The following is a 26,616-nucleotide window of genomic DNA, read 5'->3' as shown; positions in this document are numbered from 1 at the left end:
CCGGCGGCCCTTTTTCATGGAAGCGATAGGAGCCTCGCGTCAGCCGCCGAGCGGGCTGCCGACATTGAGCGCGCCGGTGAGCACCTGCTCCAGGAAGCCCTGGTCCTTGCCGCCTGTCGGTGTCGTCTGCGCGATGAAGTCGAAGACCTTGCCGTCCTTCAGGCCGTAATTGGCGATGCGCTCGACGGTGCCCTTCTTGTCGAAATAGATGGCGAGCACCTGCTGCTGGACGATCTTCTGCTTCGTGAACAGCGCCGTGCGCTGGCGCGTCTGGCTGATGTAGTACCAGACCTCGCCGCCGAAATCGGCCGTCGTGGACGGCGATCCGAGCACGATCTGGACCTGGTCGCGGCTCGCGCCGATCGGAACCTGGTCGAGGCCGTTCTCCGGCATGACGAAGCCGGAATGATAGGTCTCGTTGAGGCCACCGACGACATTGGTCTTCACGATGCCGTTGGTGCCCATGACGCCGCTGGAACCGCAGCCGGAAATCGAAGCGACGGCGGCAAGGACGAGCATGGCGACGCCGGCAGGGCGCCTGGCTCCGACATTGACCGAAGGGGGGGCGGTCACGCCAAATCGCATTGCATTCTCCTGAACCACTCCCGGGTTGGCAATCTCCCTAGCGTGCGCTAGGGCTCGTGGCAACGTTCCTCGTCCCGTTGAAGGAACCACCCGTCGGAATCGCGGTGTCCCCGCTTTCGATGTCCGCCCGGATAGGAGGCCGAATGTTCCAGCGCCTGTTCGCACGTCGCCGCAACAATGCCAGCATTGCATATACGCTTTACGGCGCGATCGTGGCGCAGGCGCGAGAGCCTGCGCTCTATCGCGATTTTGGCGTGCCCGACACGCTGGATGGGCGCTTCGACATGATCGTGCTGCACGCCTTCCTGTTCCTGAACCGCATGAAGACGGCCACAGAGGAGCAGCGCCAGCTCGGCCAGGACGTATTTGACGCCTTTCTCAAGGATATGGACCGCAATCTGCGAGAGATGGGCGTCAGCGATATCGGCGTGCCGAAGCGGCTGAAGAAGATGGCGCAGGCCTTTTATGGCCGCGTCGGCGCCTATGATTCGGCGCTGGCGGATCCCCATCCCGGCGAGCTCGCCGACGCGATCGCCCGCAATGTCTTTCCCGGCGCGGAGGCGGACGAGGCCGGCGCAGCCCTTGCGTCCTATGCCCGCACCGCGGCGGCGGCCCTCGCGAATCAGCCGGTCGAGCAGTTCTTCGCCGGCCGGTTGGAGTTTCCTCCACCCGATCGGAGTGGTAGGCAGGTGGCCGCATGAGTGATTTTCCAGATTTCCACCGCCCGTTCGACACGCGCCGGCTCGGTCACGACCCGGTTCGCGAGGAGATTGCGACCAGCGAAGGCGAGCGCCTGGCCATCGCGGCGTTTCTCGATATCGTCGCCGTCAACGCGCTTTCGGTGAGCGTCGCGGTTTCGCGCTGGTCCAACGCCGGCATCGAGGTGAAGGCGCAGCTCCGCGCCGAGGTCGTGCAGGCCTGCGTCGTCACGCTCGAACCCGTCGCCCAGTCGATCGACGAGCCGTTTCACCTCACATTTCTGCCGCCCCATGCGCGCAAGGTCGAGCCGCGCACGGTTGCCGAGGCGGAGGTGATCGTTCAGTTCGACGAGGAAGATCCGCCGGACGACCTGGAAGGGCCGGTGCTTGATCTGGGGCCGCTGATTGTGGAACAGCTGGCGCTGGCGCTGGATCCCTATCCGCGCGCCAAAGGAGCCGCACTGAGTGATGAATTTGCAGCAGGAGAGGCCCGAAAGGATTCTCCTTTCGCCAATCTTGCCCGCCTCAAGGACAAATAAGCTGACCGGAAGCGGCGAAAGCCGTTTCTAGAGTGGTTCGAAGCCGCTATTTTGCGGCCGTGACGGCCGGGCCGACGGCGGAAGGCCAGGCGGCATTGGGCGATGTCGAAGGGATCGAATGGTTAGAATTGCGATCGACGCGATGGGCGGCGACCACGGGCCGTCCACGGTCCTGGCCGGTGCCGACATCGCCCTCGTGCGGCGACCGGATGTCCGCTTCCATCTCTTCGGCGAGGAGTCGAAGGTGGTGCCGTTGCTGGACGGGTACCCGCGCCTCAAGGCCAGCTCCAGCTTCAGCCATTGCGACGTCACGGTCCAGATGGACGACAAGCCGAGCCAGGCGCTCCGCAAGGGGCGCTGGAAGTCGTCCATGTGGCGCGCCCTCGAGGCGGTCAAGAAGGACGAGGCCGACGTCGCGATCTCGGCCGGCAATACCGGCGCGCTGATGGCGATGTCCAAGTTCTGCCTGCGCACCATGGCCGGCATCGAGCGGCCCGCGCTCGCCGCGCTCTGGCCGACGCTGCGCGGCGAGAGCGTCGTGCTGGATGTCGGGGCGACCATCAATGCCGATGCCCAGCAACTGATCGATTTCGCCATGATGGGCGGCGCCATGGCGCGCGCTCTGCTCGATGTCGAGCGGCCGACCGTCGGCCTGCTCAATATCGGCGTCGAGGAGATGAAGGGCCTCGAGGAGGTGCGCGTCGCCGGCCAACTCCTCAAGGAGGCGAACCTCAAGCAGCTCGACTATGTCGGCTTCGTCGAGGGCGACGATATCGGGCGCGGCACGGTCGACGTCGTCGTGACCGAGGCCTTCGCCGGCAATATCGCGCTCAAGACCGCCGAAGGCACGGCGCGGCAGATCGGCTCATATTTGCGCGATGCGCTCGGGCGCACCCTGCTTGGCCGGATCGGCTATTTCTTCGCGCGCGGCGCGTTCCAGGAACTGCGGCAGAAGCTCGACCCGCGCGCTTCGAACGGCGCGGTTCTGCTCGGGCTGAACGGCATTGTGATCAAGAGCCATGGCGGAACCGATGCCGTCGGCTTCGCCAATGCCGTCGAAGTGGGCTACAGCATGGCCCGCAACGGTCTGCTCGGTAAGATTGAACAGGACCTGACCGATTATCATCGCGCTGGATTTGCGCGTGAGATCGCAGAGGTCACGGACGAAGGTGCATTGTGAGCTTCATAAGATCGGTCGTCCTGGGCTGTGGCAGCTATTTGCCGGAGCGCCGCCTGACGAATCACGAGCTTTGCGGGTTGGTTGATACCTCCGACGAGTGGATCGTTCAGCGTACTGGCATCCATGCCCGGCACATCGCCGCCGAAGGCGAGCTCACCTCGGACCTCGCGACGGCGGCGGCGACCGCCGCGCTGAAGGATGCCGGTCTCACCATCGGCGATATCGACCTGATCCTCGTCGCCACGGCGACGCCGGACGACACCTTTCCCTCGACCGCCGTCACCGTGCAGAAGAAGCTCGGCATGGAGCATGGCGCCGCCTTCGATCTGCACGCGGTCTGCTCGGGCTTCGTCTTCGCGCTGTCGACGGCGGACGCCTATATCCGCGCCAGCCAGGCGAAGCGGATCCTGGTGATCGGGGCCGAGACGTTCTCGCGCATCCTCGACTGGACCGACCGCACGACCTGCGTGCTGTTCGGCGACGGCGCCGGCGCCGTGATCCTCGGCGCCGCGGTGGAAAGCGGCACGCGCGAGGACAGGGGCATCCTGACGACGCATCTGCGCTCGGACGGGCGACATCGCGAGAAGCTCTATGTCGATGGCGGCCCGTCCTCGACGGGGACGGTGGGCCATCTGCGCATGGAGGGCCGCGAGGTCTTCAAATATGCGGTCGGCATGATCACCGACGTCATCGAGGACGCGTTCCGCGCCACCGGCTATGGCGCCGAGGACCTCGACTGGTTCGTGCCGCATCAGGCGAATATCCGCATTATCGACGGCAGCGCCAGGAAGCTCGGCATCGCGAGCGAGAAGGTCGTGCGCACCGTGGCCGATCACGGCAACACCTCGGCCGCCTCGATCCCGCTCGCTCTTTCGGTGGCAAACGAGGACGGAAGGCTGAAGCGCGGCGATCTCGTGATGCTCGAAGCCATGGGCGGCGGCTTCACCTGGGGCTCGGCGCTGCTGCGCTGGTAGGGAATCGCCAAGCAAAACCGTGCCTTACGATGAAGGTCGTTGACCGCTGACGGGACCCGCAATAGGTTCGTTTGCGGGGAGCAGGGTTCGCTTTGCCGAAGGAAACAGACTGGAAAACAACACCATGGCAGGCAAGACGGTTACGCGTGCCGACCTTTGCGAGGCGGTCTACCAGAAAGTCGGCCTGTCGCGGACGGAGTCCGCAGACCTGGTAGAACTCGTTCTCGATGAAATCAGCGATTGCATAGTCCGCGGAGAGGCGGTCAAGCTCTCCTCATTCGGTTCGTTCCTGGTTCGCTCCAAGGGCGAGCGCATCGGCCGTAACCCGAAGACGGGTGAAGAGGTGCCGATCTCGCCGCGTCGTGTCATGGTCTTCAAGCCCAGCAACGTCCTCAAGCAGCGCATCAACGGCACCAGCGTGCCGAATGGCTCCGACGAGGCCGACGATTGAAGACGGTGCCCGGCGAGCGCGGCCCCGCGCATCCGGGCAACCACTGAATGTCGGAGGGATCTCCCGTGTCCAAGGGGCCCGATGCGTTCCGCACGATCAGCGAGGTGGCCGAGGAACTCGACCTGCCGCAACACGTGCTGCGCTTCTGGGAGACTCGCTTCCAGCAGATCCGGCCAATGAAGCGCGGCGGCGGGCGGCGCTATTACCGCCCCGAGGATGTCGAGCTTCTGCGGGGCATCCGCCGCCTGCTCTATGGCGAGGGCTACACGATCAAGGGCGTGCAGCGGATCCTCAAGGAGCAGGGCCTGCGCCACGTCGCGTCCTTCGGCCGCGACGGGCCGCTCGATCCCGCGCCGGTCGATGAGCCCTCCGATCCGGATTTCGCCTTCGAGGGCGACGAGGAGGATGAGGCACTTCCGCCCGTCGCCGAGCCGCCGCCGCTCCGCGGCGCACGGCGCGAGCCGGTGTTCGAAGCGCGGCGTGAGCCGCGGGTCGAGATGCCCGTGGAGCGCCCGGCAAGCCCCGGCCGCCGCAGCGCGCCCGAGCCTGCCGTGCCCAACGTGTCGAATTTCCCCGCGGCGCCGCCCGACGAGCCGGACAGCTTCGAGACCTATCTGCCGCCGCCGCATGCGCCCGTCACGCCGCAGCCGGTCGAGCGCGCCGCGCCGCCGGTTGCCCGGGCCGAGGCCCATCAGCCGCCCGCGCTCGAGGAGCGGCGCAATCCGCGATTCGGCATGCTCGCCGACGAACCCGAGCCGCATCAGCCCGCCATGCCGTCCCGCGCGACGCCGTCCGCCGCCGCGAGCGGGCCGAGCCGGGAGGACGTTCAGACGCTGGAAGCCGTGCTGATCGAGCTTCTGGAGTGCAAACGTCTTCTGGACCAGTCGCGCTGACGCACGATTTGGCGGTGACAAGGACGCGTCGATCATGCTAACGACGGCGCGTCGCGGGGGCTTCGGTTCCCGGTTCGACAAGCCCCGCCCAAGGCGGGTCGCAACGGTCCGGAGTGTAGCGCAGCCTGGTTAGCGCACCTGTCTGGGGGACAGGGGGTCGTGGGTTCAAATCCCGCCACTCCGACCATTTTTCCAAATCATCGATGTGACGGCGCCTGCGGCAGACGGTTCTCTGCGTCCGCCGGAGCCCTCAATTCACCCGGCGCTTCTCCAGCTTCCGCGCCAGCGTGCGGCGGTGCATGCCGAGGCGGCGGGCCGATTCGGAGATGTTGAAGTCGGTCTCGACCAGCGTCTCGTGGATGCGTTCCCATTCGAGATTCTTGAGCGAGGTCGGGCGCTGCGAGAGCGGCACCGAGGCGTCGCCATCCGCGCGCTCGAAGGCGGCGAGGATGTCGTTGGTGTTGGACGGCTTCGGCAGATAGTGACATGCGCCGAGCTTGATCGCCTCCACGGCGGTCGCGATGCTGGCGAAGCCGGTCAGCACGACGATGCGCATGTCGGGCGCGTGCTCGTGCAGCAGCCGCACGCATTCGAGCCCCGAGCCGGTGCTGAGCTTGAGGTCGACCACCGCATATTCGGGCGTGGCCCGCGCCAGCGCAGCGCGAACGCCTTCGACGCTGTCGCTCTGCTGCACGGCGAAGCCGCGGCGCTCGAAGGAGCGGCTCAGCGCACGCGCGAAGGTGGCATCGTCCTCGACGATGATGAGGCTCTTTTCAGCGTCCATCTTGCTCTCCAAGGGCGAGGGCGGCGACCGGCAGCGACAGCGTCACGGAGGCGCCGCCATCGGTCCGGTTCTCGGCGCCGACACGGCCGCCGAGCTTGCGGATGACATTGACCACCAGGAACAGGCCGAGGCCGCCTCCGGGGCGTTGCTTGGTCGATCGGTAAGGCTTGCCGAATTCGTCCAGCATGCCGGGCGCGAAGCCCGGGCCCGCATCGGTCACGGCGATGGTGATCTCGCCGTCGTGACGGCTGGCGGCCACGCCGACCCAACGGGGCGAGGCCTCCAGCGCATTGTCGAGCACGTTGAAGATCACCTGCTTCAGCGCGGTGTCCGAGACGATCGGCTCGTCCGGCGTGACGAGATTGATGAAGTCGAGCACGGCCGGCGAGCGGCTTTCGCGCCATTCCTCGACGACATCCTCGAGAAAGGTCGCCATCGTCGTCAGCATCGTGCCTTCGCCGCGCGCGTCGCCGGACGACATGAGGATGCCGGAGACGATCGCCTTGCAGCGCTCGAGCTGGCCCTGCATCTCGGCGAGTTCGCCGGCGATCTCGGGATCGCGCTCGAAGGCGGGCATGCGCTGCCAGTCGCTCAAGATGACCGAGAGCGTCGAGAGCGGCGTCCCGAGCTCATGCGCCGCGCCGGAGGCGAGGAGGCCGAGGCGCACGACATGGTCTTCCTCGGCCGAGCGCTGGCGCAGCTCCGCGAGATGCGTGTCGCGCGCCTTCAGATTGCGCTGGACCCGCGTCACGAAGACGACGAGCAGGGCCGCCGACAGCACGAAGCAGACGAACATGCCCTGGATATGCAGGCTGAACAGACCCGCCTCGACGGAGGCCGGAGGCAGCCCGAGCGGGCGATAGCTCATGGTGAGCCAGACGAAGGCGCCGCTCGCCACGACGACAAGCGCCCAGACCGACCAGGCGTCGAGCAGCACGGCGCCGAGCGTCACCTGCAGGAGATAGAGCGAAATGAACGGGTTGGTCGCACCGCCGGAGAGATAGAGCTGGACGGTCAGCGCGCCCACGTCGAGCAGCAATTCGAGCAGCAGCTCGGAATTGGTCACGTCCTCCGATGAGCGATGTCGCAGAAGGCTGACCATGTTCAGCGCGACGAGAAAGGCGAGCACGACGCCCATCGGGAAGAGGGGAAGCTCGATGTCAAACCACAGATGCACGAACAGGATCGTCGCGACCTGCCCGAAGACTGCGAGCCAGCGAAGCTGGATCAGCAGCATCAGGTTCTTCTTGTTGGTCGAATCGGGTTCCTGAATCCGGGTGCTCACGAAATTCTCTCTTTCGCCCACCGGGGCACGGACCGTGCCCGGACGAGGGAGCCGTGGTGTCTCACTTCACCACGCCTTGGCCGGCGGTACGATCGCCGCGGCGCGCAAATGATGCATGTCGAGCCGACGGCAGGCGTCAAGCAGAGGGGCAGGGCACTGATTCAAGACGGCGCGATCCACCGACACAGGGCTGGATATAGGGCGCGCATGATCATCGCCACCGTCTCGCGACGATCTGTCGCCCGCCTCAGCGCCCGCCGCCGCGCCGGCTTCGCCACTCGTCGCGCGCGACCCAGACGGCTGCCCCTGCCAGCATGATCGCGAGGGCGAACCAGGTCAGCGCATAGACGAGGTGGTTGTTGGGCAGCGTGACGACCGTCAGCCCGCCCACCGGACCCGCGTCACCTCCAGGCGAGCTGACGGCATCCGCATCGACGAAATAGGGCGCGGTGTCCGCGAGGTCCCTGGTGGCCGCGATCGCCGCAACGTCGCGCGAATACCAGCGGCCGGCTGCGGGATCGTTGGAGCGCAGGAAGCCGCCTTTCGGTTCGGTCATCCGCAGCAGGCCCGTCACCTGCACGCGGCCATCAGGCTGGGTGCCGGGAGCGCTCGCGGCCTGGCGCTCCCCCTCGGGCACGAAGCCGCGATTGACGAGCACCGTGAAGCCGTCATCCGTCGCGAGCGGCGTCAGCACCCAATATCCGCCGCCGCGCTCCGTCACCGCCTGAACCAGCGTTTGTCGGCCGTCGAGGAAATGGCCGGCAAGGCGGACTCGGCGATATTCGTCCCGCTCGCGCGTGACGGCCGGCCAATCGGCAGGGCCGGGCGCCGGAACGGGCTCGGCATGGATGCGGCTATCGATCCGCGCGATCAGGTCGAGCTTCCAGGCGCGCCGCTCGACTTGCCAGATACCGAGAGACGTGAGGACGACGATGCCGAGTGTCGCGAGGAGGCCGAGAACGACCAGCGTGCGCAGCGAACGCCGCGCAGGCGCGTCTGGCGCGGGGAGGGGGGATGTCGTCCCCGTCCCCTCACGCCGCGCAGGCCCTGCCCCGGCGGCAGCGCCCGTCATGGCAGCTGGTTCAACATCTCGTGGCTCGGCATCATGTTCGCGTTCAGATGATACATGACCCAGAGCGAGCCGGTCAGCGCGATCGCGACGAGGATGATCGTGAAGATCAGCGCCATCATGGTCCAGCCGCCCTCCGACTTGGCGTTCATGTGCAGGAAGTACACCATGTGTACGACGATCTGCACCACCGCGAAGATCATGATGACGATCGCGGTAACCTGCCGGTCGGCGATCGCGCCGGACATCACCAGCCAGAACGGGATCGCCGTCAGGATGACCGACAGCACGAAGCCGATCATGTAGCTCTTTAGCGAGCCGTGCTCTGCGGCGCCATCATGGTCGTCATGCGCGTCATGGCCGTGCAGGGCGTGGGATTCGGAGCTCATCGCAGCATCCCCATCAGATAGACGATCGTGAAGACGCCGATCCAGATGACGTCCAGGAAGTGCCAGAACATGGAGAGGCACATGAGCCGCCGGCGATTAGCCGCGATCAGGCCGAAGCGGCCGACCTGAACCATCAGCGTCACCAGCCAGAGCGTGCCGAAGGTCACATGCAGGCCGTGCGTGCCGACGAGCGTGAAGAACGCCGACAGGAAGGCCGAGCGCTGCGGCGTCGCCCCCTCATGGATCATGTGCGAGAATTCGTAGATCTCGATCGAGAGGAAGGCGAGGCCGAAGAGGCCGGTGATCGCCAGCCAGGCGAGCGTCGCGCCCTTCAGCTTCTTCTGCATCGCCAGCATGGCGAAGCCATAGGTGATCGAGGAGAGGAGCAGCATGGACGTATTGACCGCCACCAGCGGCAGGTCGAACAGGTCCTTCGGCGACGGGCCGGCGGCATAATTGCCGCCGAGCACGCCATAGGCGCCGAACAGCATCGCGAAGATGAGGCAATCGCTCATCAGATAGAGCCAGAAGCCGAGCGAGGTGCTGCTGCCCTCGGCGTGCTCGTGCTCTTCCGGCAGGTGGTAGACGCGGGCCGTCCCGGGCGTGTCGAGTGTCGTCGTCATGGTCATGCCTGGCCAGCCAGAAGACGCGTGCGGGCCGCTTCGGTCCGGGCGACTTCCTCCGCGGGGATGTTGAACGAGCGGTGGTAGTTGAAGGTGTGGGCGATCGCCACGGCGAGGATGCCGACGAAGCCGAGCGCCGCGAGCCACCACATGTACCAGACGAGGCCGAAGCCGGTGGCGACGCTGAGCACGGCGATGATGACGCCGGTCCCGGTGTTGCTCGGCATGTGGATCGGCTTGAAGCCTTCGAGCGGCCGCTTGTAGCCGTTCTCCTTCATGTCCCACCAGGCGTCGAGATCGTGCACGACCGGCGTGAAGGCGAAATTATAGGCCGGCGGCGGCGACGACGTCGCCCATTCGAGCGTGCGGGCGTTCCAGGGGTCGCCCGTCGTATCGCGCAGCTTCTCGCGGTTGCGGATCGAGACGGCGATCTGCACCAGGAAGGCGACGATGCCGAGCAGGATCAGGAACGCGCCGAAGGCGGCGATGACGAACCAGATCTGCAGCGAGGGATCCTCGAACACGCGCAGGCGCCGCGTGACGCCCATCAGCCCGAGGGCATAGAGCGGCATGAAGGCGACGTAGAAGCCGATCACCCAGAACCAGAACGACACCTTCCCCCAGAAGTCGTCGAGCTTGAAGCCGAACGCCTTCGGGAACCAGAAGTTGATGCCCGCGAAGATGCCGAACACGACGCCGCCGATGATCACATTATGGAAATGGGCGATCAGGAACAGCGAGTTGTGCAGGATGAAATCGGCCGGCGGCACCGCCAGCAGCACGCCGGTCATGCCGCCGATGACGAAGGTCAGCATGAAGGCGATCGTCCACATCATCGGCAGCTCGAAGCGGATGCGGCCCCGATACATCGTGAACAGCCAGTTGAACATCTTCGCGCCCGTCGGGATCGAGATGATCATGGTGGTGATGCCGAAGAACGAGTTCACGCTGGCGCCGGACCCCATCGTGAAGAAGTGGTGCAGCCAGACGAGATAGGACAGCACCGTGATGACGACGGTGGCGTAGACCATCGACGTATAACCGAACAGCCGCTTGCCCGCGAAGGTCGAGGTGACCTCGGAGAAGACGCCGAACACTGGCAGGATGAGGATGTAGACTTCGGGGTGGCCCCAGATCCAGATGAAGTTCACATACATCATCGGGCTGCCGCCGAAATCGTTCGTGAAGAAGTTCGTCCCGACATAGCGGTCGAGCGAAAGCAGCACGAGGACGGCGGTGAGCACGGGGAAGGCGGCGACGATCAGCACATTGGTGCAGAGCGACGTCCAGGTGAACACGGGCATCCGCATCAGCGTCATGCCGGGCGCGCGCATCTTCACGATGGTCGCGATCAGATTGATGCCGGATAGGGTCGTCCCGACGCCCGCTATCTGCAGCGCCCAGATGTAATAGTCGACGCCGCTGTTCGGACTGTAGGCAATGCCGGAGAGGGGCGGGTAGGCGAGCCAGCCGGTCTGGGCGAACTCGCCGATGAACAGCGACATCATGACGAGCACGACGCCGCCGGCCGTCATCCAGAAGCTGAAATTGTTCAGGAACGGGAACGAGACGTCGCGCGCGCCGATCTGCAGCGGGACGACATAGTTCATGAGGCCCGTGACGAAGGGCATCGCCACGAAGAAGATCATGATCACGCCATGCGCCGTGAAGATCTGGTCGTAGTGGTGCGCGTTCAGATAGCCCTCGGAGCCGTTGAAGGCGAGGGACTGCTGCAGGCGCATCATGATGGCGTCGGCGAAGCCGCGCAGCAGCATGATGGTGGCCAGCGCCATGTACATGATGCCGATCTTCTTGTGGTCGACCGAGGTGAACCACTCGCGCCACAGATAGCCCCAGAGCCGGAAATAGGTGATCGCACCCACGACGGCGATGCCGCCGAGCGCGACCACGAGGAAGGTGGCGACGACGATCGGCTCATGCAGCGGCAGCTGGTCGAGCGTCAGGCGGCCGAAGATCGCCTTCAGGACGGCAGGGTTGTCGAACATATCGGTTCTGCCCGGTTCAGGAGTTCGTGGGGCGCAGCGCGTCGATCAACGACATCGAGGGCGCGCGTATGGTCGTATAGGCAGGCGGCGTCAGCCCGGCGCCGGTCAGCGGCGACAGGTCGGGCACCCCGATCCTCGCGAGGCTCGGCGCCTTGGCCGCCTCGAGCTCCTCGATCGTGCAGATGCCGGCGACAAAGGTCGGCTCGGGTCCGAAGACGGCACCGCGCCGCGTGTACTTGTCATAGGCGAGGGCGCGCGGCAGCACATTGTTGACGCCCTCGAGGCCGAGCCCGCCCTGGGCGTCGATCGAGGCCATCTCCGCCATGCACATCTTGCCCGGCTCGACACACATGTTGAGGATCGCGCTGAACAGCGCCGGTTCCACGCTGCCGAAGCGCTGCACCGGAACGTTCTCGCTCGGCCGCTCCAGCTCCAGATAATCGGCACGCTGCAGATTGCCGCCGCTCGCCTTGGCCTCGCCGATCCACTTGTCGAAATCGGCATTGGAAAGGCCGAGGAAGGCAAAGCGCATGCCCGAGAAGCCGGCGCCGGAATAGTTGGCGGAGAAGCCCTCGAAGGTGCCCGGCTTGTTGATGACGGCGTGCAGCTTCGTCTGCATGCCGGGCATGGCATAGATCTGACCGGCGAGCGCGGGGATGTAGAACGAGTTCATCACCGCGGAGGAGGTGATGCGGAAGTCGATGGCCCGATCGAGCGGCGCGGCGAGCTCGTTGACCGTGGCGACGCCGTATTGCGGGTAGATGAACAGCCACTTCCAATCGAGCGCCACGACCTCGACCTCGAGCGGCGGCTCCGATTTCGTCAATGGCTGCTCGCGGGCGAGACGGTCGAGCGGGCGATAGGGGTCGAGCAGATGCGTGCCCATCCAGGTGAGCGCGCCGAGGCAGATGATGATCAGCAGCGGCGCCGCCCAGATCACCAGCTCGAGCTGCGTCGAGTGATCCCAATCGGGCCGGTAATCCGCCGCCTTGTTGGACTGACGATACTTCCACGCGAAGAACGCGGTCAGCGCCATCACCGGAATGATGATCAGGAGCATCAGCAGCGTCGACACGACAAGCAGATCGCGTTGCTGCAGCGCGATATCGCCCGACGGCCTCAGGACCACGAAATTGCACCCGCCCAGCGCGAAAAGCACAGGCAAAAGGGCGAAAATACGGAATCGTCGCAAGGTGGGGGCTCTCCGATCTCATCCTGTGACGATGCAGCTAGCTGCGCCGCAGCAGGAACGGTAGTGGACAATTTGTCCAATGCCGCAGCGCACAATCCCGGGGCAAAAGACGCGGGTTGTCCGTCCGCGTGGCGGCGACGCTGTTTTTGGATCACAATAGGACGTCGGTACAAAAGAGCGATGGCGCACGTGACGGCAACATTTGACAATGGGCGCACGAGTTCCGCGGGACATGGCGAGGTCAGCCCGGGCGAAATCGTCGTTGGCGTGATTATCGGGCGCGCATCGGAATTCTTCGACTTCTTCGTCTACGCGATCGCCTCGGTGATCGTCTTCCCAAGACTTGTCTTCACCCATCACGATCCGCTGACCGGAACGCTTTTATCTTTCGCGATCTTCGCGCTGGCTTTTGTCGCGCGTCCCTTCGGCACCGCCCTGTTCATGGCGGTCGACCGCACCCATGGCCGCGGCGCCAAGATGACCTCGGCGCTGGTGCTGCTCGGAACCTCGACCGTCGCGATCGCCTTCCTGCCGGGCTATGACGATATCGGCGTCGCGGCGATCTGGCTGCTGGCGCTCGCCCGCATCGGGCAGGGCCTGGCCCTCGGCGGCACTTGGGACGGCCTCGCCTCCCTGCTCGCGCTCAACGCGCCGGAAGGCCGCCGCGGCTGGTACGCCATGCTGCCGCAGCTCGGCGCGCCGGTCGGGCTCATCGTCGCCAGCGCGCTCTTCGCCTTCTTCGTCGGCAATCTCTCGGCGGAGGATTTCTTCGACTGGGGCTGGCGTTACCCGTTCTTCGTCGCCTTCGCGATCAATGTCGTGGCGTTGTTCTCGCGCCTGCGCATGGTGCAGACGCCGAGCTATCGCCAGATCTACGAGCAGCAGGAACTGCAGCCGAGCCGCGTGCTGCCCACGCTCAGGGCCGAAGGCAAGAATGTCGTGATCGGCGCGTTCGTGCCGCTGGTCAGCTTCGCCATGTTCCACATGGTGACGGTGTTCCCGCTCTCCTGGGTCTTTCTGTTCACGCGGGAGGGACCCGCGCGCTTCCTCGTCATCGAGGCGATCTCGGCGGTGTTCGGTCTCTTCGCCATCGTGGCGTCCGGCATTCTCGCCGACCGCATCGGCCGTCGGCGCCTGCTCGGCGGATCGGCCATCGCCATCGCGGCCTTCTCGGGCTTCGCGCCGCAGCTGCTCGATGCCGGCTTCGCCGGCGAGCTCACCTTCATGATCCTCGGCTTCATCCTGCTCGGGCTCGCCTTCGGCCAGTCCTCCGGCTCCGTCGCCTCACGCTTCTCGCGTGCCTACCGCTACACCGGCTCCGCAATCACGACGGACCTCGCCTGGCTGTTCGGCGCAGGCTTCGCGCCGCTCGTCGCGCTGATCCTCTCGAGCCAGTTCGGCCTGATCGCGTCCGGCGCCTATCTGCTTTCCGGCGCGCTCGTGACCATGCTCGTGCTCTGGCTGACCAATGTGTCGGACCGCGGCAAGGCCTGAGCCAAGTCTTTTGAATTACAAATGAAAAAGCCGCGAAGCGCTGCCTGCGCTTCGCGGCTTTTGCTTGAGCCGAGGGCCGTTCAGCGCCAGCCGAGCGCCGGCGCGACGTGCTTCAGGATCGCTTCGATCACATGGGCGTTGTATTCGACGCCGAGCTGGTTCGGCACGGTCAGCAGCAGCGTATCGGCCTCGGCGATCGCCTCGTCCTTGGCGAGTTCCTCGACCAGCGCATCCAGCTCGGCGGCATAGCTGCGGCCGAAGATGGCGCGCGTGTTCTCGTCGATATAGCCGATCTGGTCCTCTTCCTTGCCGCCGCGGCCGAAATAGGCGCGGTCGCGATCGTCGACGAGCGCGAAGATGCTACGGCTCACCGAGACGCGCGGCTCACGCTCGTGCCCCGCCTCCTTCCAGGCCGCCCGGAAAGCGCGGATCTGGTCGGCCTGCTGGATGTGGAACGGCAGGCCGCTCTCGTCGTCCTTCAGCGTCGAGCTCTGCAGGTTCATGCCGATCTTGGCGGCCCAGGCGGCGGTGGCGTTGGAGCCGGCGCCCCACCAGATGCGCTCGCGAAGCCCTGCCGAATGCGGCTCGAGGCGCAGCAGGCCCGGCGGATTGGGGAACATCGGCCGCGGATTGGGCTGGGCGAAGCCATTGCCCTTGAGCACGTCGAGGAAGACCTCCGCATGCCGCCGCGCCATGTCGGAATCGGTCTCGCCCTCCGGCGGCTGGTAGCCGAAATAGCGCCAGCCATCGATGACCTGTTCCGGCGAACCGCGGCTGATGCCGAGCTGAAGCCGTCCGCCGGCAATGAGGTCGGCCGAACCGGCATCCTCGGCCATGTAGAGCGGGTTTTCGTAGCGCATGTCGATGACCGCCGTGCCGATCTCGATCCGGCTGGTCTTCGCGCCGACGGCGGCCAGAAGCGGGAAGGGTGAGGCGAGCTGACGCGCGAAATGATGGACGCGGAAATAAGCGCCATCCGCCCCGAGCTCCTCGGCCGCGACCGCGAGATCGATCGACTGCAGCAGCGCATCCGCCGCCGAGCGCGTGCCGGAATTGGGGGAGGGCGACCAATGCCCGAACGAGAGGAAACCGATGTGCTTCTTTGCCATGGCCGATCACTGTGTTCCGATAGGTGGCTCTGAGATAGGACACCTGCCGCCCAATGCCTATCTGTTGTCGTCGGCGACGCACCGTTCACCGCTCGTGCTCCGTCCTGCGCGCGAGGATCCAAGCCAGTCCCATGCGCTGTTCGCGGCCGACGATTTGGCGCGCGGCCTCTCGCGCGCAAGCAGAACAAGACGCCTGACACGAACTGGCCTTGTGTTGAACACAATTTTCGGATAGTGTCTCTAAATCGATCTTGTGGACGAACATTGTTTTCGCGCCTAGCGCCCAGACGATCTTCAATTCAATTTCGAAGTTCAAGCGATCGGCATGCGGCTGATCGGCGAACAACTGTGTCGATTTGAAAGGAAAATCGTCATGACCATCGGAACCGTGAAGTTCTTTAACGCGGCCAAGGGCTACGGATTCATCCAGCCCGAGAATGGTGCGACGGATGTCTTCGTCCATATCTCGGCCGTGGAACGCGCCGGAATGCACACCATCGTCGAAGGCCAGAAGCTGAGCTTCGACGTCGTGGCCGACAGGAAGAGCGGCAAGTCGTCCGCTGAGAACCTGCAGGCGGCCTGACGCCACAGCGCATCTGGTTTTTGACCACGGATGTACTGGCACTGACTGCTGATGCGCTTACGAAGGCCGGGCCAGTTCCCGGCCTTTTCGTTATCAAAGGGAGATCGCAATGAAGCCGACGGTTGCCGGCCTGCCCAAGGCCACCTCGGGGCGGCGCGATGCCAAGGACGATCAGACGTCGCGGGCGGCGCGCGAGATCATCGACAAGGAAGTCGCGGAACGCGTCTCCAAGACCGAGCGGCTTCGCGCAGCGCGGCTTGAGATGGAATCGAACCAGGAGCCCTTGCCGGCCGCAAAGCCCAAGGCGCGGAAGGCCGCCGGTCCGCGGCGCGCCCGTTCGAACTGACACCCGACGCCTCTGGCGCGCGTTGAAGAACCGGCAGCGATTGCCGGCATTGGCTTGCGTGGCCGCGCGAGGGCCGCGTTGGATCTCCCGTGAGATCTGCGGCGCCGACGCGGATGCCGTTCCGTGGCTCGCGCGAACTCCATTCCCGAACCACTTTCCGGCGATCCGCGAGAAGATCTCGAGCCCTCCTTGGCGCCAGGTGCGCTGCGCCCGGCTCCCTCTGAGCCGATGCATCAACGGTCATCGGACAGCGCTCATCGATGCTGCCGTCATTGTTCCGACGTTCAGCGGCGATGCAGGCGCAGCCAGCATGCCGGCCATTCAATCCACAATCTGCGTCGATCGGCGTTGTTCCCGCCAACCCGTGTTGACGCCGCGATCCGCCGCGCGGTAAAGCCCGAAGGCTGAGCGCCGTTCGTTGGCAATCCGGCAGCGAGCCCTGTTCGACAGGCGCGGGCCGGACCTGAAACTCCAACGAAATCAAGGCACGGAAGGGTGGCCGAGTGGTTTAAGGCAGCGGTCTTGAAAACCGCCGTGGGTGCAAGCCCACCGTGGGTTCGAATCCCACCCCTTCCGCCACGCCGCCGATTCTACGCAATGGTGCGATATCCTGCGCGATGGCTACGCAAACGCCCCGAGCGCCTAAGGGCTGCGCATTCGTCCCGATAGATCGTTATCTTGTTTCCGCGCCAGTTCGATCAAGAGGTTTGCCGCTCGCGAGCGCATCCGTGCCGGCGAGGCCATCAAGCCAAAACGTCGACACAGCGACGGATCAAGTTGCGCTGTCCGTAAGCCTTTCGATTTCTCAGCCAGGGTCGATTCTGGGACGAGACTGACGCCGACACCTTCTCTCACCAGCGCAATCGCGCTGGTCCAATCCCGTACTTCCATCCGCACGTCCGCAAGTGACAGACCTGCTGCTTCGGCAAGCGTTCGCGCATGGACATGACACCCGCCGGTCGCGAGCACAAAGGGTTCGGCCGCTAGGTCCGCAAAGGACAATTTACCACGCCGTGCAAGACGGTGCGCCACCGGCAGCACGGCGACCCATGCGTCCTCCCCGATCGGAACGGCATCGCTGTCTGGCGACGGGTTGAGGACGACGCCGAGATCGATGGACCCGGCCTCTAGCCAAGCCTCGACCTCCCGATCGTCCGTTTCGAGCGCAACCAGCTCAATGTCCGGATGGAGAGTGCGGAAACGCCGCAAAAGTGGTGGCAACACTGTGGCGAAGACGCCGGGAAAAGCCGCGATCCGCACCGATCCGGCTTCCTCGCCCGTCGCCTCCGCCGCTTCTTTTCGGATCGCCTCCAGATGCGCGAATGCGGCACGGGCATGGTGCAGCGCCCGCTCTCCGAACGCGGTGAGTTCGACGCCATGCCGCTGGCGTGTCAGCAGCTTCACGCCCAGGCTTTCCTCCAACGCCGCCAGCGCCTGGCTCATGCCGGATTGCGTGACGCCGACGCGCGTCGCGGCGGCGGTGAAGCTGCCCGTTTCGGCAACGGAGATCAGACTGCGGAGCTGAGTGAAGTTCATAGTAGCTGTTCTTATATCATAGTTCTTTTGCAGTAATTTTCCTTATTCCTGAACGTGCGTCAATATCCGCCGTAACATCCATCAATCGCGGAACCCTTCCCATGAAACTCTATTTCGCCCCCGCCACATGTTCGCTCTCGCCGCATATCGTACTTCAGGAACTGGGGCTGCCTTACGATCTTGTCCGGGTCGACAACCGGACGAAGCGCACGTCGGAGGGTGGCGATTTCCTGACGATCAACCCGAAAGGCTATGTGGCAGCGCTCGTGCTCGACGCCGGGGACGTACTGACGGAGGGGCCGGCGATCGTTCAGTATTTGGCGGACCTCTATCCGGATTCGGGTCTTGCCCCGGCGAATGGCACATTGGAGCGTGTGCGGCTTCAGGAGTGGCTCAACTTCACCACCAGCGAGATTCACGCCGGATCGAGCCCGCTCTTCAACAAAGATCTGCCGGAAGCCATGCAAGCCCTCTTGAAGACGAAGTTGTCACGGCGCCTCGACCTCATCGAAATCCATCTCACGACGCACAGTTACCTAATCGGCGACCGCTTCACTGTGGCGGACGCTTACCTCTACACGGTCCTCGGTTGGATGAAAGGCTTCGGGATCGACTTAAAGCGCTGGCCGAGCGTTGCAGCCTACATGCGGCGGATCGATGTTCGCCCCTCGGTCGCGGCGGCGCTGGAGCGGGAAGCAGTCGTTCCGTCAGTCGTATGAGCAGCCCTCTCCTTAGGGGCGGCCAAGACCGTGACATGCGCCAGACCAGCCATATCGTCGGGCGCGGCGTCGTCGCCGGCGGTCGGATGCCGCGTATTTCCCACGACCAGATACTGCCGGTCGCCAAACATTTGACCTCTCGCTATGCGTCGCGACATCACGGCGGGCGCCTGAGGGAGGCTATGGCCGCACAATGGACTGATCGAAGGCGAAAAAGGAAATGCGGCGTTAGAGGGCTATAGCGTAGACGTAGTGCTCAACTTCGTCGGGCGTGGCCCGCCATATTTCCCAGAATCGCCTTTGGGGCGAATAATTTCTCGCCGATAGGCCAATATTCCCCCCGATCGCCGCATGACACCGTGCGGCCTAGCAGGCCGCCGAGTCCACGCGATCGCCCGCTTACTTGTATGTCTGAAAGGGCGCCGATTGCGACTCGACCGTTTCGGGCGTTCGCTTTGCAGGCAACGGACGACCGGAGGTGGGTGGACGGCGGCCCGTCCGATTCCGGCGAATGGCGTACTGAACGAGCCGCCGTTGAACCCGTCTATTTCAGCGGTAGAAACAACTCCGCGACCGCCTCATGCTCCGGCACCTCTGGAAAGAGAACGAGCCGCTGGCAATAGAGTGGGAAGTCGCGCGTTTCCTCGCCGCTGGCGGGCAGCCAATCGCGATAGAGATACAGAGCAGCAGCTTCCAGATTGTCGGTGTTGCCGCCGACGCGCAGCACCGCACAGCGTCCGCCGGGGATAATGCCGGTTTCGATCCGCTCGCCCTTCGCCTCGATGGGCCGATCCATGCCTACGCAAAGGTCCATGCGGTATTCGGTCGGCCACTTGGTGCGGGGGTCGGAATGGAAGACATTGAAGGTCGGGTTGGTCTTCGGTGACAGTCCATTGGCCTTCCGCCAGGCGATAAACCGCTGAATTGTCGTGCCGATCGTCGCCGGATCGCCGTGATGTTCCATGATCGCCACCGGAATCGAAGGCACGTCACGGATCGTCACGTCGTCGGTGTTAAAGATAGTCTGCATGAGCTTGCTTCTCGCGTTGTTGAGAGGCCCGAAGGCCGCAAGCCACGGTTCCCAATCGGGCGCTTTCCTGAATGACGAAGGCAAATTCCCGAACCGTTGCCGAAAGGCGCGGGCAAAGGCATCCGGTGCGTCATAACCGGCCTCCATCGCTATCTCGGTGACGCTCTGCGCGTCCCTGTAAGCCAGCCGGTATGACGCGCGCTTCATGCGGGCGAGCTGGACATAGCGATGCAAGGACACCCCGAAGGTTGCCGTAAACTGCCGGTGAAAGTGGAATTTTGATAAGGCCGCGACGCCGCTCAACGTATCCAGATCCAGATTGTCGTCCAGATGCCGGTCGATGTGATCCAGCACCCTTTGCATCCGGGCATGGTAGTTTTGAAGCGCCGTCTTTATCATCCCGTCCTCCGTGGCAGTGCCATCTAGGCGCCCCCGGATATGACTGGCTCGACCGATCTTGCGGTTTTGGCAGCGCGAACGCTCGGTGGCAACGGCAACTCACGGGCTGGATCCGATAGGGCCGCCGTCAGATACGCAAACGCCGCCGAAAGCCAGCGACTACCGCATAGCGTTGTCTCGGCACGTCAGGCGCAAGAATGCGCTTTCGATCGCTCCGGCGATCCTTGTCATGCGCCTTCGAACAAGGACCGCTCTTCTGAGAAACAGGCTGACAGAAAGTCCGCGACCAGTTGAATTGCCGGGGTACGTCTATCGCTGCGTCTCACCACCAGGCACAGGGTCCGCGACGGAGGTGTCAAACCCAGGTCACACCGCACCAGACCCGTCGCGGTGCGGCCTAGGAAATGCGGCAGAAGTGCTATGCCGCAACCGGAGCATGCGGCTTCAGCTTGGGAGATCTGACTGCCGGTTCGCATCGAAAGGCGCGCGCGGGGGAACTGGCGGCCCAGCCAAACGGCTTCCGGCAGATGGGCATTGGCCTCGTCAAAGCCGACAAAGACCGGAGGTTCGCCGCCAGCGATACGTCGCGCCCAGTTCGCTGTCCCATAGAACGCGGAGCCGATGGCGAACAGCGTTCTTGCCAGCAAATCGCCATCGAGCGGCTGGGCGAGGCGCAAGGCGATATCGGCTTCGTGCCGATCCAGGCTGACCGATCGCATGGCTGTCGAGATTTCGATGTCGATGCGGGGATGGGCGGCAGCGAAGCCGCCAAGCCGTCGGATGAGAAAGCACTGGGCCAGACTGGGCGTCGCAGCAACCCGGACAAGCCCCGCCGGCGCATTCCCCTCCAGACCGCCTGCCAGCGCCGACGCTGCGGTCTCCATCGTCGTCGCAATCTCGAGCACGCGCCGGCCATTGTCCGTCAGGACATAGCCGTCGGCCCGTCGCTCCACGAGCTTCTCGCCCATGGTCTTTTCAAGCGCGGCGACGCGCCGGGCGATCGTGGCGTGATTGACCGACAGCGCCCGCGCCGTTGCCGACAAGCTGCCATGGCGGGCGAGCGCGCAGAAGACGCGCAGGTCATCCCAATCCGGATCTGTGCGAAAACGATCAGCCATTGAGATCATATAGCGAATTTTCGCATAGCCGACCATCCGCTATCCAGGGGTCCTGGTCTTCGATGCATGGGAGAAGCTCTGCGATGGCAAAGAGAATGGCGACCCTCACGCTGATTGGCGGTCCCACGCTGTTGATCGAAATCAACGGCTTTCGGCTTCTGACCGATCCGACCTTCGACCCGCCCGGCCTCTATCAGAAGGCGCCGGTTCACTTCGAGAAGCTCACCGGTCCGGCTCTTTCGATCGATGACATCGGCCGGCTCGATGCGGTCCTGTTGAGCCATGACCAGCATCTCGACAATCTGGATCGCACGGGCCGGACCCTGCTCCCCAAGGTTCCCGTCACCTATACGACCTCGGTCGGAGCCGAGCGGCTGAAGGGCAATGCGATGGGGCTGGCGCCTTTCCAAACGCATGTTCTGGAGCGTCCGGATGGCGGGCGGCTGTTCGTCACGGCAACGCCCGCACGTCACGGGCCGGTCGGCATCGAACCGATTTCAGGCGATGTGATCGGCTTTCTGATCGGAACGGACGAGCCGGGTGACACGCTCTACGTCTCGGGCGATACCGTTTGGTATGAAGGCACGCGCGACGTCGCACGGCGCTATTCGCCCCGGATCGTCGTGCCCTTTGCCGGTTCCGCGGAGCCGCGCGGCTCGTTCCATATGACCATGAACAGCAATGATGTTCTCGAGGTCGCGGCAGCCTTTCCGTCGGCGGCCATCCTGCCGATCCACAATGAAGGCTGGGTTCATTTCAAAGAAACCGCGTCCGATCTCCAGAACAGCTTCGCCGCGCTGAGCATCGCACACCGCCTGACGACGTTCATGCGCGGCGTGCCCGTCGTGCTGGAGTTTTGATCTTACCGGATCGCGCTGTTCCTGCTCTCGCATGCAATTCAAGAAACGTTGACGGACTGCGCGCGAGGGCCAGGATCAGACGGACGCGGCTCACGGCTATTCGATCCGTGCCGTGATGTTCTCTGGGGGCTCGATCTGTCCCATCACCTTGGGACATTCCCCGCTGGCAACGATCCTATCGCGATCCGAAGCGCGCCTTTGCTGCCTCGGTGGCGGGCATGAACAGGCTGACGATGGTTCCTTCGGGGTCGCGACACTGGAAGGAGCGGTTGCCCCAGGGCAGCAGCTTGGGCTCATGCACCAGCTCGACCTTGTCCTTCAGACGGTCAAACACGGCATCCACGTCGGGGACCATGAATTCGAGGATCGCCGTACGGTTCGCGCCCGGCTCCGCGCTTCCCGGACTGAAGATCGCGGCCGTCTCGGCGCTGCCGATGGCCAGTGTCGCGGCAGGTGTCACGATCTCGGCGAACTGCGGCGCGAGCCAATCGGCGGCTTGGCCTGTCACCATCTCGTAGAAGGCGACCATCGCCTTGATGTCGGCGGCGATCAGGCGTGTGGAAGCGAACTTCATCGATCGGGGTCCTGTGCGCGATGGGTTTGGGCTTGTGTCGGCAAGGCTTGTCGCACATCGCTGTTGACAGCGTTCTGTCAGCAGGAGTCAGGAGCCGATGCGTCGCGCCGACCGCCTCTTCCAGATCATCCAGATCCTGCGCCGATCGACGCGGCCCGTGACAGGCGCCGCGCTGGCCGCCGAACTCGAGGTCTCGACGCGGACCGTCTACCGCGATGTCGCGGACCTGATGGCGCAGCGGGTGCCGATCACGGGCGAGGCCGGCCTCGGCTACCTGCTGGCCGCCGATTACGACATGCCGCCGCTGATGCTGACACCGACGGAATTGGAGGCCATCGTCCTCGGCGCACAGTGGGTCGCCGGACGCGGTGATCCGCTGCTGTCTCCTGCTGCCCGGGACGTTCTCGCCAAGGTGACGGCGGCCGTGCCCGCCCAGTTGAGGCCGTTCATCGCGGACCCGAGCACAGCCGTCGAGCCGCCCCTCGATGCGATCAAGGAGGCGGTCACGACCGCGAGCCTGCGCGACGCCATCCGCAGGAGACTGAAGCTGCGCCTTCTGTACCGCGCCGAGAACGGCACCCGGACGGAGCGTACCGTGTGGCCGGTCGTGCTCGGCTATTCGGATACGAAACGCGTCCTGATTGCCTGGTGCGAGCAGCGCCAGGCCTTCCGCCATTTCCGCACCGACCGAATGGACGCTGCCGAGCTTCTGGAGGAGCCGATCGGCGAAGCACGCGGCCCGCTCCTTCGGCGTTGGGAGGCCTGGCGGTCGGCAGAGTTGGCGGAGCGGGAGAGGGGGCGCTGAGGTCGTTCGCGTCGCAGAGCGTCGGCCGACCGCGCGCCGGGCCGGATGCTGTCGGCTGCCATCGATATCCCACCCGCAGGCTGCGCTCTACTCGTTCGGTGATCCGGTTGCTTCGCTATCCCGCTCATACTCGAGAAGATCGCCCGGCTGACAGTCGAGATAACGGCAGATGGCCTCCAATGTGTCGAAGCGAATGCCTTTGACCTTGCTCTGCCTGAGCAGGCTGAGATTGGCCTCGGTGATCCCGATATATTCGGCCAGCTCTTTGGATTTCACATTGCGTCGCGCCAGCATCACCGCAAGGTTCACTTTGATGGGCATGGCGATCAGACGAACTGGCTGTTTTCTTCGGCGATCAGGGCAGCGCGCCGCATGGCCCAGGCCAATGCCGCCACGACGCCCGCAAACAGCGCCAGGATCATCACGTCCGAGCTGATCTCGATGGCGATCCGCTTCGGGCCGGGATTCCAACTGAGCGCCAGCACGAACAGCATGCCGGCCAACGGTTTCGCCAATGCGCTCAGCCCGGTGCCGATGGCGAAATCGCGCAGCCCGGCTATGCCCTCGGCGCCGAACGGTCGGCCCGCCGCGAACTGGGCGAGACAGACGCGCAGCCGCAACAGGCCCCAGCTCAAGGGCAGGAGATGCAGCAGCGCCGTGGCGATCGCCACGATCCGGAGACCTGCATCGTAGGCCAGGGTCTGCGAACCGAACAGCCAGTAGCCGATCGCCAGTGCCGGCAGGAGCGCCGCCAGCGCCGTCGCCAGAACGCCCAGCGCGCGGAACGCCAGGCGCGTCTGCGGCGACAACGCCATGGCCGCTTCCGAACCCGCTTCACCGGCAAGGGCGAAGCTGCCTTGGGTCTGCATGTGTCTTTCTCCTGCCATCTCGCCCGGAGTTATGCTCCGAAAATTATCGTTTGACAATAATTTTTGGCCACCAGATAAGCTTGAATTGTTGTTTTACGATAATGGAGCTCCCCGATGAACGCCATGCGCAATGCGCTCCTTGCACTCTCCCTCGGCCTCGCCTTGCCGGCCCAAGCCGTCCCCTCGACCCCAAACGGCGCGATCTCGGTCGCGCAGGTGGTGGACCTGATCCAACGCTCGCCCAAGGACAATGCCGCCCGCAACGCGGCAACGGCTTATCTGGCGGGCGTCGGGGAAACCGCCGGCCTGCTCGTGACCGAGGCCCAACGGCGTGGGCTGCCGGGCGTCACCTGCGCCCGGCCACTCGGCATTTCCAGCACGGCGGCGCTTGCCGCGCTGTCGCGTGCGGAGAAGGGGAGATGGGGCAAGACCGCCGCCACACCCATCCTCGTCGACGACATGCTGAGCCGCGCAGGCTGCCGCTAGTCGGCCGGACTCAGGGCCGCGGTCGTCCGAAAGCGACCGCCGCCCTGAGTGAGCCGTGACAGAGCGGCCCATCATCGCCGCGTGCCTTTCGGCACGAAGTCGGGCGTGGGAAGGTGGCAATTTCCCGCCATCTGGAGTCTCGGGCCCAACCGATCGCCAAACCATGGATCGCTCAGTCTCGGCGCAGGATACGGACGCGTTTGCGCGCGTCCTTTTCCTTCACCTCGAGCCACTGGTTGCCCGAATGGGGGACGGCGTCATTCAAGAGCGCTTCGACGTCGAGGCCACGGCGCTCCAGCTGGCGCCACGCCTGCTTCGGCAACAGCCTGGCCAGGAGTTGCAGCGGCCGAACCGGGAGGTCCAGCTGTTCGACGCAGATCTCGTCGACGTATTTTTCGATCACGATGGTGCTCATCGGAGGACCTTTCTGGGTTGGTGGTGGATGTCCGGATCCCGGCCGAAAAAGAAAGCCGGATCGCGCAGGATCAGCGCCAGGCTGAGCGCCACCAGCAATGCGGTCTGGATGATCTTGCTGTCGGGATGGGTCTGAAACGCCTCGTTGGAGACGTTGGCGGCGAGGTGAAAGGCTACGGCAACCCAGATGCTGCGGCCCGAGCGGTAATAGAGCCAGTTCATCAGCAGCACGAAGGGAATGAGGCTGACGATGAAGTTGATCGTGTGCAGCGAGCCGGTCTCGACCAGATTAGCCTGATAATACCCCTCGATGAAAGCGAGCGGGACATGCCACAGCGCCCAATAGATGCTGAAGACGATCGAGGTCCAGAGCAGGTTCAGGCCGCGGCGCAGGGAATCGGTGCCATAGCCGTGCCAACTGATTTCCTCGACCACCGGCGCCAATAGCAGCGGCACCCAGCCAATGAGAATGCCGGCGCTGAACGAGGCCGAACGGGCGAGACGAAACTGATCCGCGCTGTAGCCCAACGCCAGCGAGATGAGCTGCGCGAGCCAGATGCTGCCCAGCATGATCCCCGCGCCCAGGAGGATGTTTGGCCATGCCAGCCCCTGGAGCGAAAGGCGACGGCGCAGGTCCTGCCGCAGCACGTCGTCGCGTCGGATCAGCATCCAGGCGACCAGCATGGGCAGCGCCAATCCGATCCCGGCGAAAAGGCTGACGAGCAACAGGCTCGTCCTGTCGGGGAGGGGTTGCCGACTGTACCACGCCGCGATCAGCCAGGCCGTCCATGGACCGATGGCCGAAACAATGAAGAAGGTCCAAGGTCGATCGAAGCGGGCGATGATCGCCCGTTCATTGCGATGGATCGTGCTCATCCGAGGCTCGCAAGGCGTTGCAGAAGGGCGCCCTTCGGCGCGCCTAGAGCGCGCTCGACGATGATCATCGTGGCACGCAGCCGCACTGCATGCTCTTCGGGCGACCAGTTGAATCGTCCGCCGCCGAGGAGCGCAGCCTGACCGGCCAGCAGGAATTCGAGGGTGGCCAGCTCGTCCTCGACATCGAAGACACCCTCGATCTTGCCTTGCTCGACGATCGCGGCAAGGACGGGCGCGACCTGACGGACGAGCGCGATGTTGGCGAGATCGTGTAGCGCGCTGTTCTCAGGATGATTGAGCGCATCCACGAGATATTGCTCGGCCCGATCGACGTGCTGCATCGCGACGACCGCCGCAGCGAACCGATCGAGCGCGGTCCCCTGGCCTCGTCCAGCTAGCTCCGCTGCCTGGGCGATCTGCAGCACCACGGCCCCTGCCAGCTTCGCCAGCAGCTCATCCTTGGTCTTGAAGTAGAGGTAGAAGGTGCCTTTGGCGATGCCGGCACCCTGGACGATCTCGTCGATCGAGACCGCTCTCACCCCTTTTTCCCGAAACAGCCGGGCCGCACTGGCGATGATCTCGCCGGCTCGATCCGGGTGGCTTGCACGACGCGGCGGCATTTCAAATCCCATAATGACTGACCGTCAGTCATTATGGCGACGAGGTTTTGAATGTCAAATCGCCGGGGGGAGAGCGGCTCTCATTCTGTCATCCGGCTGGGGGTGACCAA

Annotated in this window: 31 protein-coding genes and 2 tRNA genes; 15 read left to right on the top strand and 18 right to left on the bottom strand. The window is 64.6% G+C overall.

Annotated features, from left to right (window positions below; all coding sequences use genetic code 11):
- Positions 1 to 39: 39 nt before the first annotated feature.
- Positions 40 to 573 (bottom strand): outer membrane protein assembly factor BamE, encoded by a 534-nt coding sequence (locus tag GGR25_RS03200; RefSeq protein ID WP_343067950.1) that lies wholly within the window; start codon positions 571 to 573, stop codon positions 40 to 42.
- A 155-nt stretch (positions 574 to 728) separates the two neighbouring features.
- Here GGR25_RS03200 and GGR25_RS03195 point away from each other — a divergent pair, with 155 nt between their 5' ends.
- The 7 genes from GGR25_RS03195 (at position 729) to GGR25_RS03165 (ending at position 5,507) form a co-directional block, all read left to right on the top strand.
- Entirely contained in the window at positions 729 to 1,286 is a 558-nt protein-coding gene (locus tag GGR25_RS03195; protein ID WP_183397255.1) for a ubiquinol-cytochrome C chaperone family protein, read from the top strand.
- Positions 1,283 to 1,822 (top strand): YceD family protein, encoded by a 540-nt coding sequence (locus GGR25_RS03190; RefSeq protein WP_183397254.1) that lies wholly within the window; start codon positions 1,283 to 1,285, stop codon positions 1,820 to 1,822. Before GGR25_RS03195 ends, GGR25_RS03190 begins: the two co-directional genes overlap by 4 nt.
- Before the next feature lie 118 nt (positions 1,823 to 1,940).
- Positions 1,941 to 3,002 carry a phosphate acyltransferase PlsX gene (gene plsX, locus GGR25_RS03185; protein ID WP_183397253.1) on the top strand — a complete coding sequence of 354 codons (1,062 nt, stop codon included), beginning with the start codon at positions 1,941 to 1,943 and terminating at the stop codon, positions 3,000 to 3,002.
- Entirely contained in the window at positions 2,999 to 3,976 is a 978-nt protein-coding gene (locus GGR25_RS03180) for a beta-ketoacyl-ACP synthase 3 (RefSeq protein WP_183397252.1), read from the top strand. Before plsX ends, GGR25_RS03180 begins: the two co-directional genes overlap by 4 nt.
- Before the next feature lie 124 nt (positions 3,977 to 4,100).
- On the top strand, positions 4,101 to 4,427 hold the full coding sequence (locus GGR25_RS03175; RefSeq protein WP_183397251.1) for an integration host factor subunit alpha: 327 nt from the start codon (positions 4,101 to 4,103) through the stop codon (positions 4,425 to 4,427).
- A 65-nt stretch (positions 4,428 to 4,492) separates the two neighbouring features.
- Positions 4,493 to 5,320 carry a MerR family transcriptional regulator gene (locus GGR25_RS24990; RefSeq protein WP_343067949.1) on the top strand — a complete coding sequence of 276 codons (828 nt, stop codon included), beginning with the start codon at positions 4,493 to 4,495 and terminating at the stop codon, positions 5,318 to 5,320.
- Between the two features lie 109 nt (positions 5,321 to 5,429).
- A tRNA-Pro gene (locus GGR25_RS03165) sits at positions 5,430 to 5,507 on the top strand.
- A gap of 63 nt (positions 5,508 to 5,570) precedes the next feature.
- On the opposite strand, the gene GGR25_RS03160 is transcribed toward GGR25_RS03165, so the two are convergent.
- From GGR25_RS03160 to cyoA, 7 genes are all read right to left on the bottom strand, one after another.
- A complete protein-coding gene (locus GGR25_RS03160) occupies positions 5,571 to 6,104 on the bottom strand; it encodes a response regulator transcription factor (RefSeq protein WP_183397249.1) in 534 nt (177 codons plus the stop codon).
- Positions 6,094 to 7,341: an ATP-binding protein gene (locus GGR25_RS03155; RefSeq protein WP_183397645.1), complete on the bottom strand. Its 1,248-nt coding sequence runs from the start codon at positions 7,339 to 7,341 to the stop codon at positions 6,094 to 6,096. The genes GGR25_RS03160 and GGR25_RS03155 overlap by 11 nt, the downstream gene beginning before the upstream one ends.
- A gap of 295 nt (positions 7,342 to 7,636) precedes the next feature.
- On the bottom strand, positions 7,637 to 8,461 hold the full coding sequence (locus GGR25_RS03150) for an SURF1 family protein (protein ID WP_183397248.1): 825 nt from the start codon (positions 8,459 to 8,461) through the stop codon (positions 7,637 to 7,639).
- Complete coding sequence (locus GGR25_RS03145) at positions 8,458 to 8,847, bottom strand: cytochrome o ubiquinol oxidase subunit IV (RefSeq protein WP_183397247.1); 390 nt, start codon at positions 8,845 to 8,847, stop codon at positions 8,458 to 8,460. Before GGR25_RS03145 ends, GGR25_RS03150 begins: the two co-directional genes overlap by 4 nt.
- On the bottom strand, positions 8,844 to 9,470 hold the full coding sequence (cyoC, locus tag GGR25_RS03140) for a cytochrome o ubiquinol oxidase subunit III (protein ID WP_183397246.1): 627 nt from the start codon (positions 9,468 to 9,470) through the stop codon (positions 8,844 to 8,846). The genes GGR25_RS03145 and cyoC overlap by 4 nt, the downstream gene beginning before the upstream one ends.
- 2 nt (positions 9,471 to 9,472) lie before the next feature.
- On the bottom strand, positions 9,473 to 11,476 hold the full coding sequence (gene cyoB / locus GGR25_RS03135) for a cytochrome o ubiquinol oxidase subunit I (RefSeq protein WP_183397245.1): 2,004 nt from the start codon (positions 11,474 to 11,476) through the stop codon (positions 9,473 to 9,475).
- 16 nt (positions 11,477 to 11,492) lie between these two features.
- Positions 11,493 to 12,668, bottom strand: a complete 1,176-nt coding sequence (cyoA, locus tag GGR25_RS03130; RefSeq protein ID WP_183397244.1) for a ubiquinol oxidase subunit II — start codon at positions 12,666 to 12,668, stop codon at positions 11,493 to 11,495.
- A gap of 180 nt (positions 12,669 to 12,848) precedes the next feature.
- On the opposite strand from cyoA, the gene GGR25_RS03125 reads away from it, so the two are divergent.
- Positions 12,849 to 14,162 carry an MFS transporter gene (locus GGR25_RS03125; protein WP_183397243.1) on the top strand — a complete coding sequence of 438 codons (1,314 nt, stop codon included), beginning with the start codon at positions 12,849 to 12,851 and terminating at the stop codon, positions 14,160 to 14,162.
- 80 nt (positions 14,163 to 14,242) lie between these two features.
- Here the strand turns inward: GGR25_RS03125 and GGR25_RS03120 are convergent, their stop codons facing one another.
- Complete coding sequence (locus GGR25_RS03120) at positions 14,243 to 15,271, bottom strand: LLM class flavin-dependent oxidoreductase (RefSeq protein ID WP_183397242.1); 1,029 nt, start codon at positions 15,269 to 15,271, stop codon at positions 14,243 to 14,245.
- A gap of 373 nt (positions 15,272 to 15,644) precedes the next feature.
- On the opposite strand from GGR25_RS03120, the gene GGR25_RS03115 reads away from it, so the two are divergent.
- The 3 genes from GGR25_RS03115 (at position 15,645) to GGR25_RS03105 (ending at position 16,779) form a co-directional block, all read left to right on the top strand.
- The gene (locus GGR25_RS03115) at positions 15,645 to 15,854 is read left to right on the top strand and encodes a cold-shock protein (RefSeq protein ID WP_183397644.1); all 210 of its coding nucleotides are present in this window, start codon (positions 15,645 to 15,647) and stop codon (positions 15,852 to 15,854) included.
- Between the two features lie 109 nt (positions 15,855 to 15,963).
- Positions 15,964 to 16,200 carry a hypothetical protein gene (locus GGR25_RS03110; protein ID WP_183397241.1) on the top strand — a complete coding sequence of 79 codons (237 nt, stop codon included), beginning with the start codon at positions 15,964 to 15,966 and terminating at the stop codon, positions 16,198 to 16,200.
- Positions 16,201 to 16,689: 489 nt separating this feature from the next.
- Positions 16,690 to 16,779, top strand: a tRNA-Ser gene (locus GGR25_RS03105).
- Between the two features lie 63 nt (positions 16,780 to 16,842).
- Here GGR25_RS03105 and GGR25_RS03100 read toward each other — a convergent pair.
- Positions 16,843 to 17,736, bottom strand: a complete 894-nt coding sequence (locus GGR25_RS03100) for a LysR family transcriptional regulator (protein ID WP_183397240.1) — start codon at positions 17,734 to 17,736, stop codon at positions 16,843 to 16,845.
- A 101-nt stretch (positions 17,737 to 17,837) separates the two neighbouring features.
- Between GGR25_RS03100 and gstA the strand changes: the two genes are divergently transcribed.
- Positions 17,838 to 18,455, top strand: coding sequence for a glutathione transferase GstA (gstA, locus tag GGR25_RS03095; RefSeq protein WP_183397239.1), 618 nt, complete (start codon positions 17,838 to 17,840; stop codon positions 18,453 to 18,455).
- Between the two features lie 544 nt (positions 18,456 to 18,999).
- On the opposite strand, the gene GGR25_RS03090 is transcribed toward gstA, so the two are convergent.
- Both GGR25_RS03090 and GGR25_RS03085 read right to left on the bottom strand, forming a co-directional pair.
- On the bottom strand, positions 19,000 to 19,881 hold the full coding sequence (locus GGR25_RS03090) for a GyrI-like domain-containing protein (protein ID WP_183397643.1): 882 nt from the start codon (positions 19,879 to 19,881) through the stop codon (positions 19,000 to 19,002).
- Positions 19,882 to 20,111: 230 nt separating this feature from the next.
- Positions 20,112 to 21,038 (bottom strand): LysR family transcriptional regulator, encoded by a 927-nt coding sequence (locus GGR25_RS03085; RefSeq protein ID WP_246409171.1) that lies wholly within the window; start codon positions 21,036 to 21,038, stop codon positions 20,112 to 20,114.
- A 47-nt stretch (positions 21,039 to 21,085) separates the two neighbouring features.
- Between GGR25_RS03085 and GGR25_RS03080 the strand changes: the two genes are divergently transcribed.
- A complete protein-coding gene (locus tag GGR25_RS03080) occupies positions 21,086 to 21,862 on the top strand; it encodes an MBL fold metallo-hydrolase (protein ID WP_183397238.1) in 777 nt (258 codons plus the stop codon).
- A gap of 175 nt (positions 21,863 to 22,037) precedes the next feature.
- On the opposite strand, the gene GGR25_RS03075 is transcribed toward GGR25_RS03080, so the two are convergent.
- Complete coding sequence (locus GGR25_RS03075; protein WP_183397237.1) at positions 22,038 to 22,436, bottom strand: VOC family protein; 399 nt, start codon at positions 22,434 to 22,436, stop codon at positions 22,038 to 22,040.
- Between the two features lie 97 nt (positions 22,437 to 22,533).
- Between GGR25_RS03075 and GGR25_RS03070 the strand changes: the two genes are divergently transcribed.
- On the top strand, positions 22,534 to 23,241 hold the full coding sequence (locus tag GGR25_RS03070) for a helix-turn-helix transcriptional regulator (protein ID WP_183397236.1): 708 nt from the start codon (positions 22,534 to 22,536) through the stop codon (positions 23,239 to 23,241).
- 87 nt (positions 23,242 to 23,328) lie between these two features.
- On the opposite strand, the gene GGR25_RS03065 is transcribed toward GGR25_RS03070, so the two are convergent.
- A complete protein-coding gene (locus GGR25_RS03065) occupies positions 23,329 to 23,562 on the bottom strand; it encodes a helix-turn-helix domain-containing protein (RefSeq protein ID WP_183397235.1) in 234 nt (77 codons plus the stop codon).
- A gap of 5 nt (positions 23,563 to 23,567) precedes the next feature.
- On the bottom strand, positions 23,568 to 24,110 hold the full coding sequence (locus GGR25_RS03060; protein ID WP_183397234.1) for a DUF2975 domain-containing protein: 543 nt from the start codon (positions 24,108 to 24,110) through the stop codon (positions 23,568 to 23,570).
- Between the two features lie 114 nt (positions 24,111 to 24,224).
- Between GGR25_RS03060 and GGR25_RS03055 the strand changes: the two genes are divergently transcribed.
- On the top strand, positions 24,225 to 24,596 hold the full coding sequence (locus GGR25_RS03055; RefSeq protein WP_183397233.1) for a hypothetical protein: 372 nt from the start codon (positions 24,225 to 24,227) through the stop codon (positions 24,594 to 24,596).
- A 172-nt stretch (positions 24,597 to 24,768) separates the two neighbouring features.
- Here the strand turns inward: GGR25_RS03055 and GGR25_RS03050 are convergent, their stop codons facing one another.
- The 3 genes from GGR25_RS03050 to GGR25_RS03040 are packed head-to-tail and all read right to left on the bottom strand — an operon-like array spanning position 24,769 to position 26,506.
- Complete coding sequence (locus tag GGR25_RS03050; RefSeq protein WP_183397232.1) at positions 24,769 to 25,011, bottom strand: hypothetical protein; 243 nt, start codon at positions 25,009 to 25,011, stop codon at positions 24,769 to 24,771.
- Entirely contained in the window at positions 25,008 to 25,886 is an 879-nt protein-coding gene (locus GGR25_RS03045) for a CPBP family intramembrane glutamic endopeptidase (protein WP_183397231.1), read from the bottom strand. Before GGR25_RS03045 ends, GGR25_RS03050 begins: the two co-directional genes overlap by 4 nt.
- Complete coding sequence (locus GGR25_RS03040; protein WP_183397230.1) at positions 25,883 to 26,506, bottom strand: TetR/AcrR family transcriptional regulator; 624 nt, start codon at positions 26,504 to 26,506, stop codon at positions 25,883 to 25,885. The genes GGR25_RS03045 and GGR25_RS03040 overlap by 4 nt, the downstream gene beginning before the upstream one ends.
- Positions 26,507 to 26,616 lie beyond the last annotated feature (110 nt).

It is taken from the genome of Kaistia hirudinis (assembly GCF_014196455.1).
Lineage (GTDB): Bacteria > Pseudomonadota > Alphaproteobacteria > Rhizobiales > Kaistiaceae > Kaistia > Kaistia hirudinis.
The sequence above is the reverse complement of the archived record's forward strand: the minus strand, read 5'-3'. Positions and strand labels throughout refer to the sequence as shown.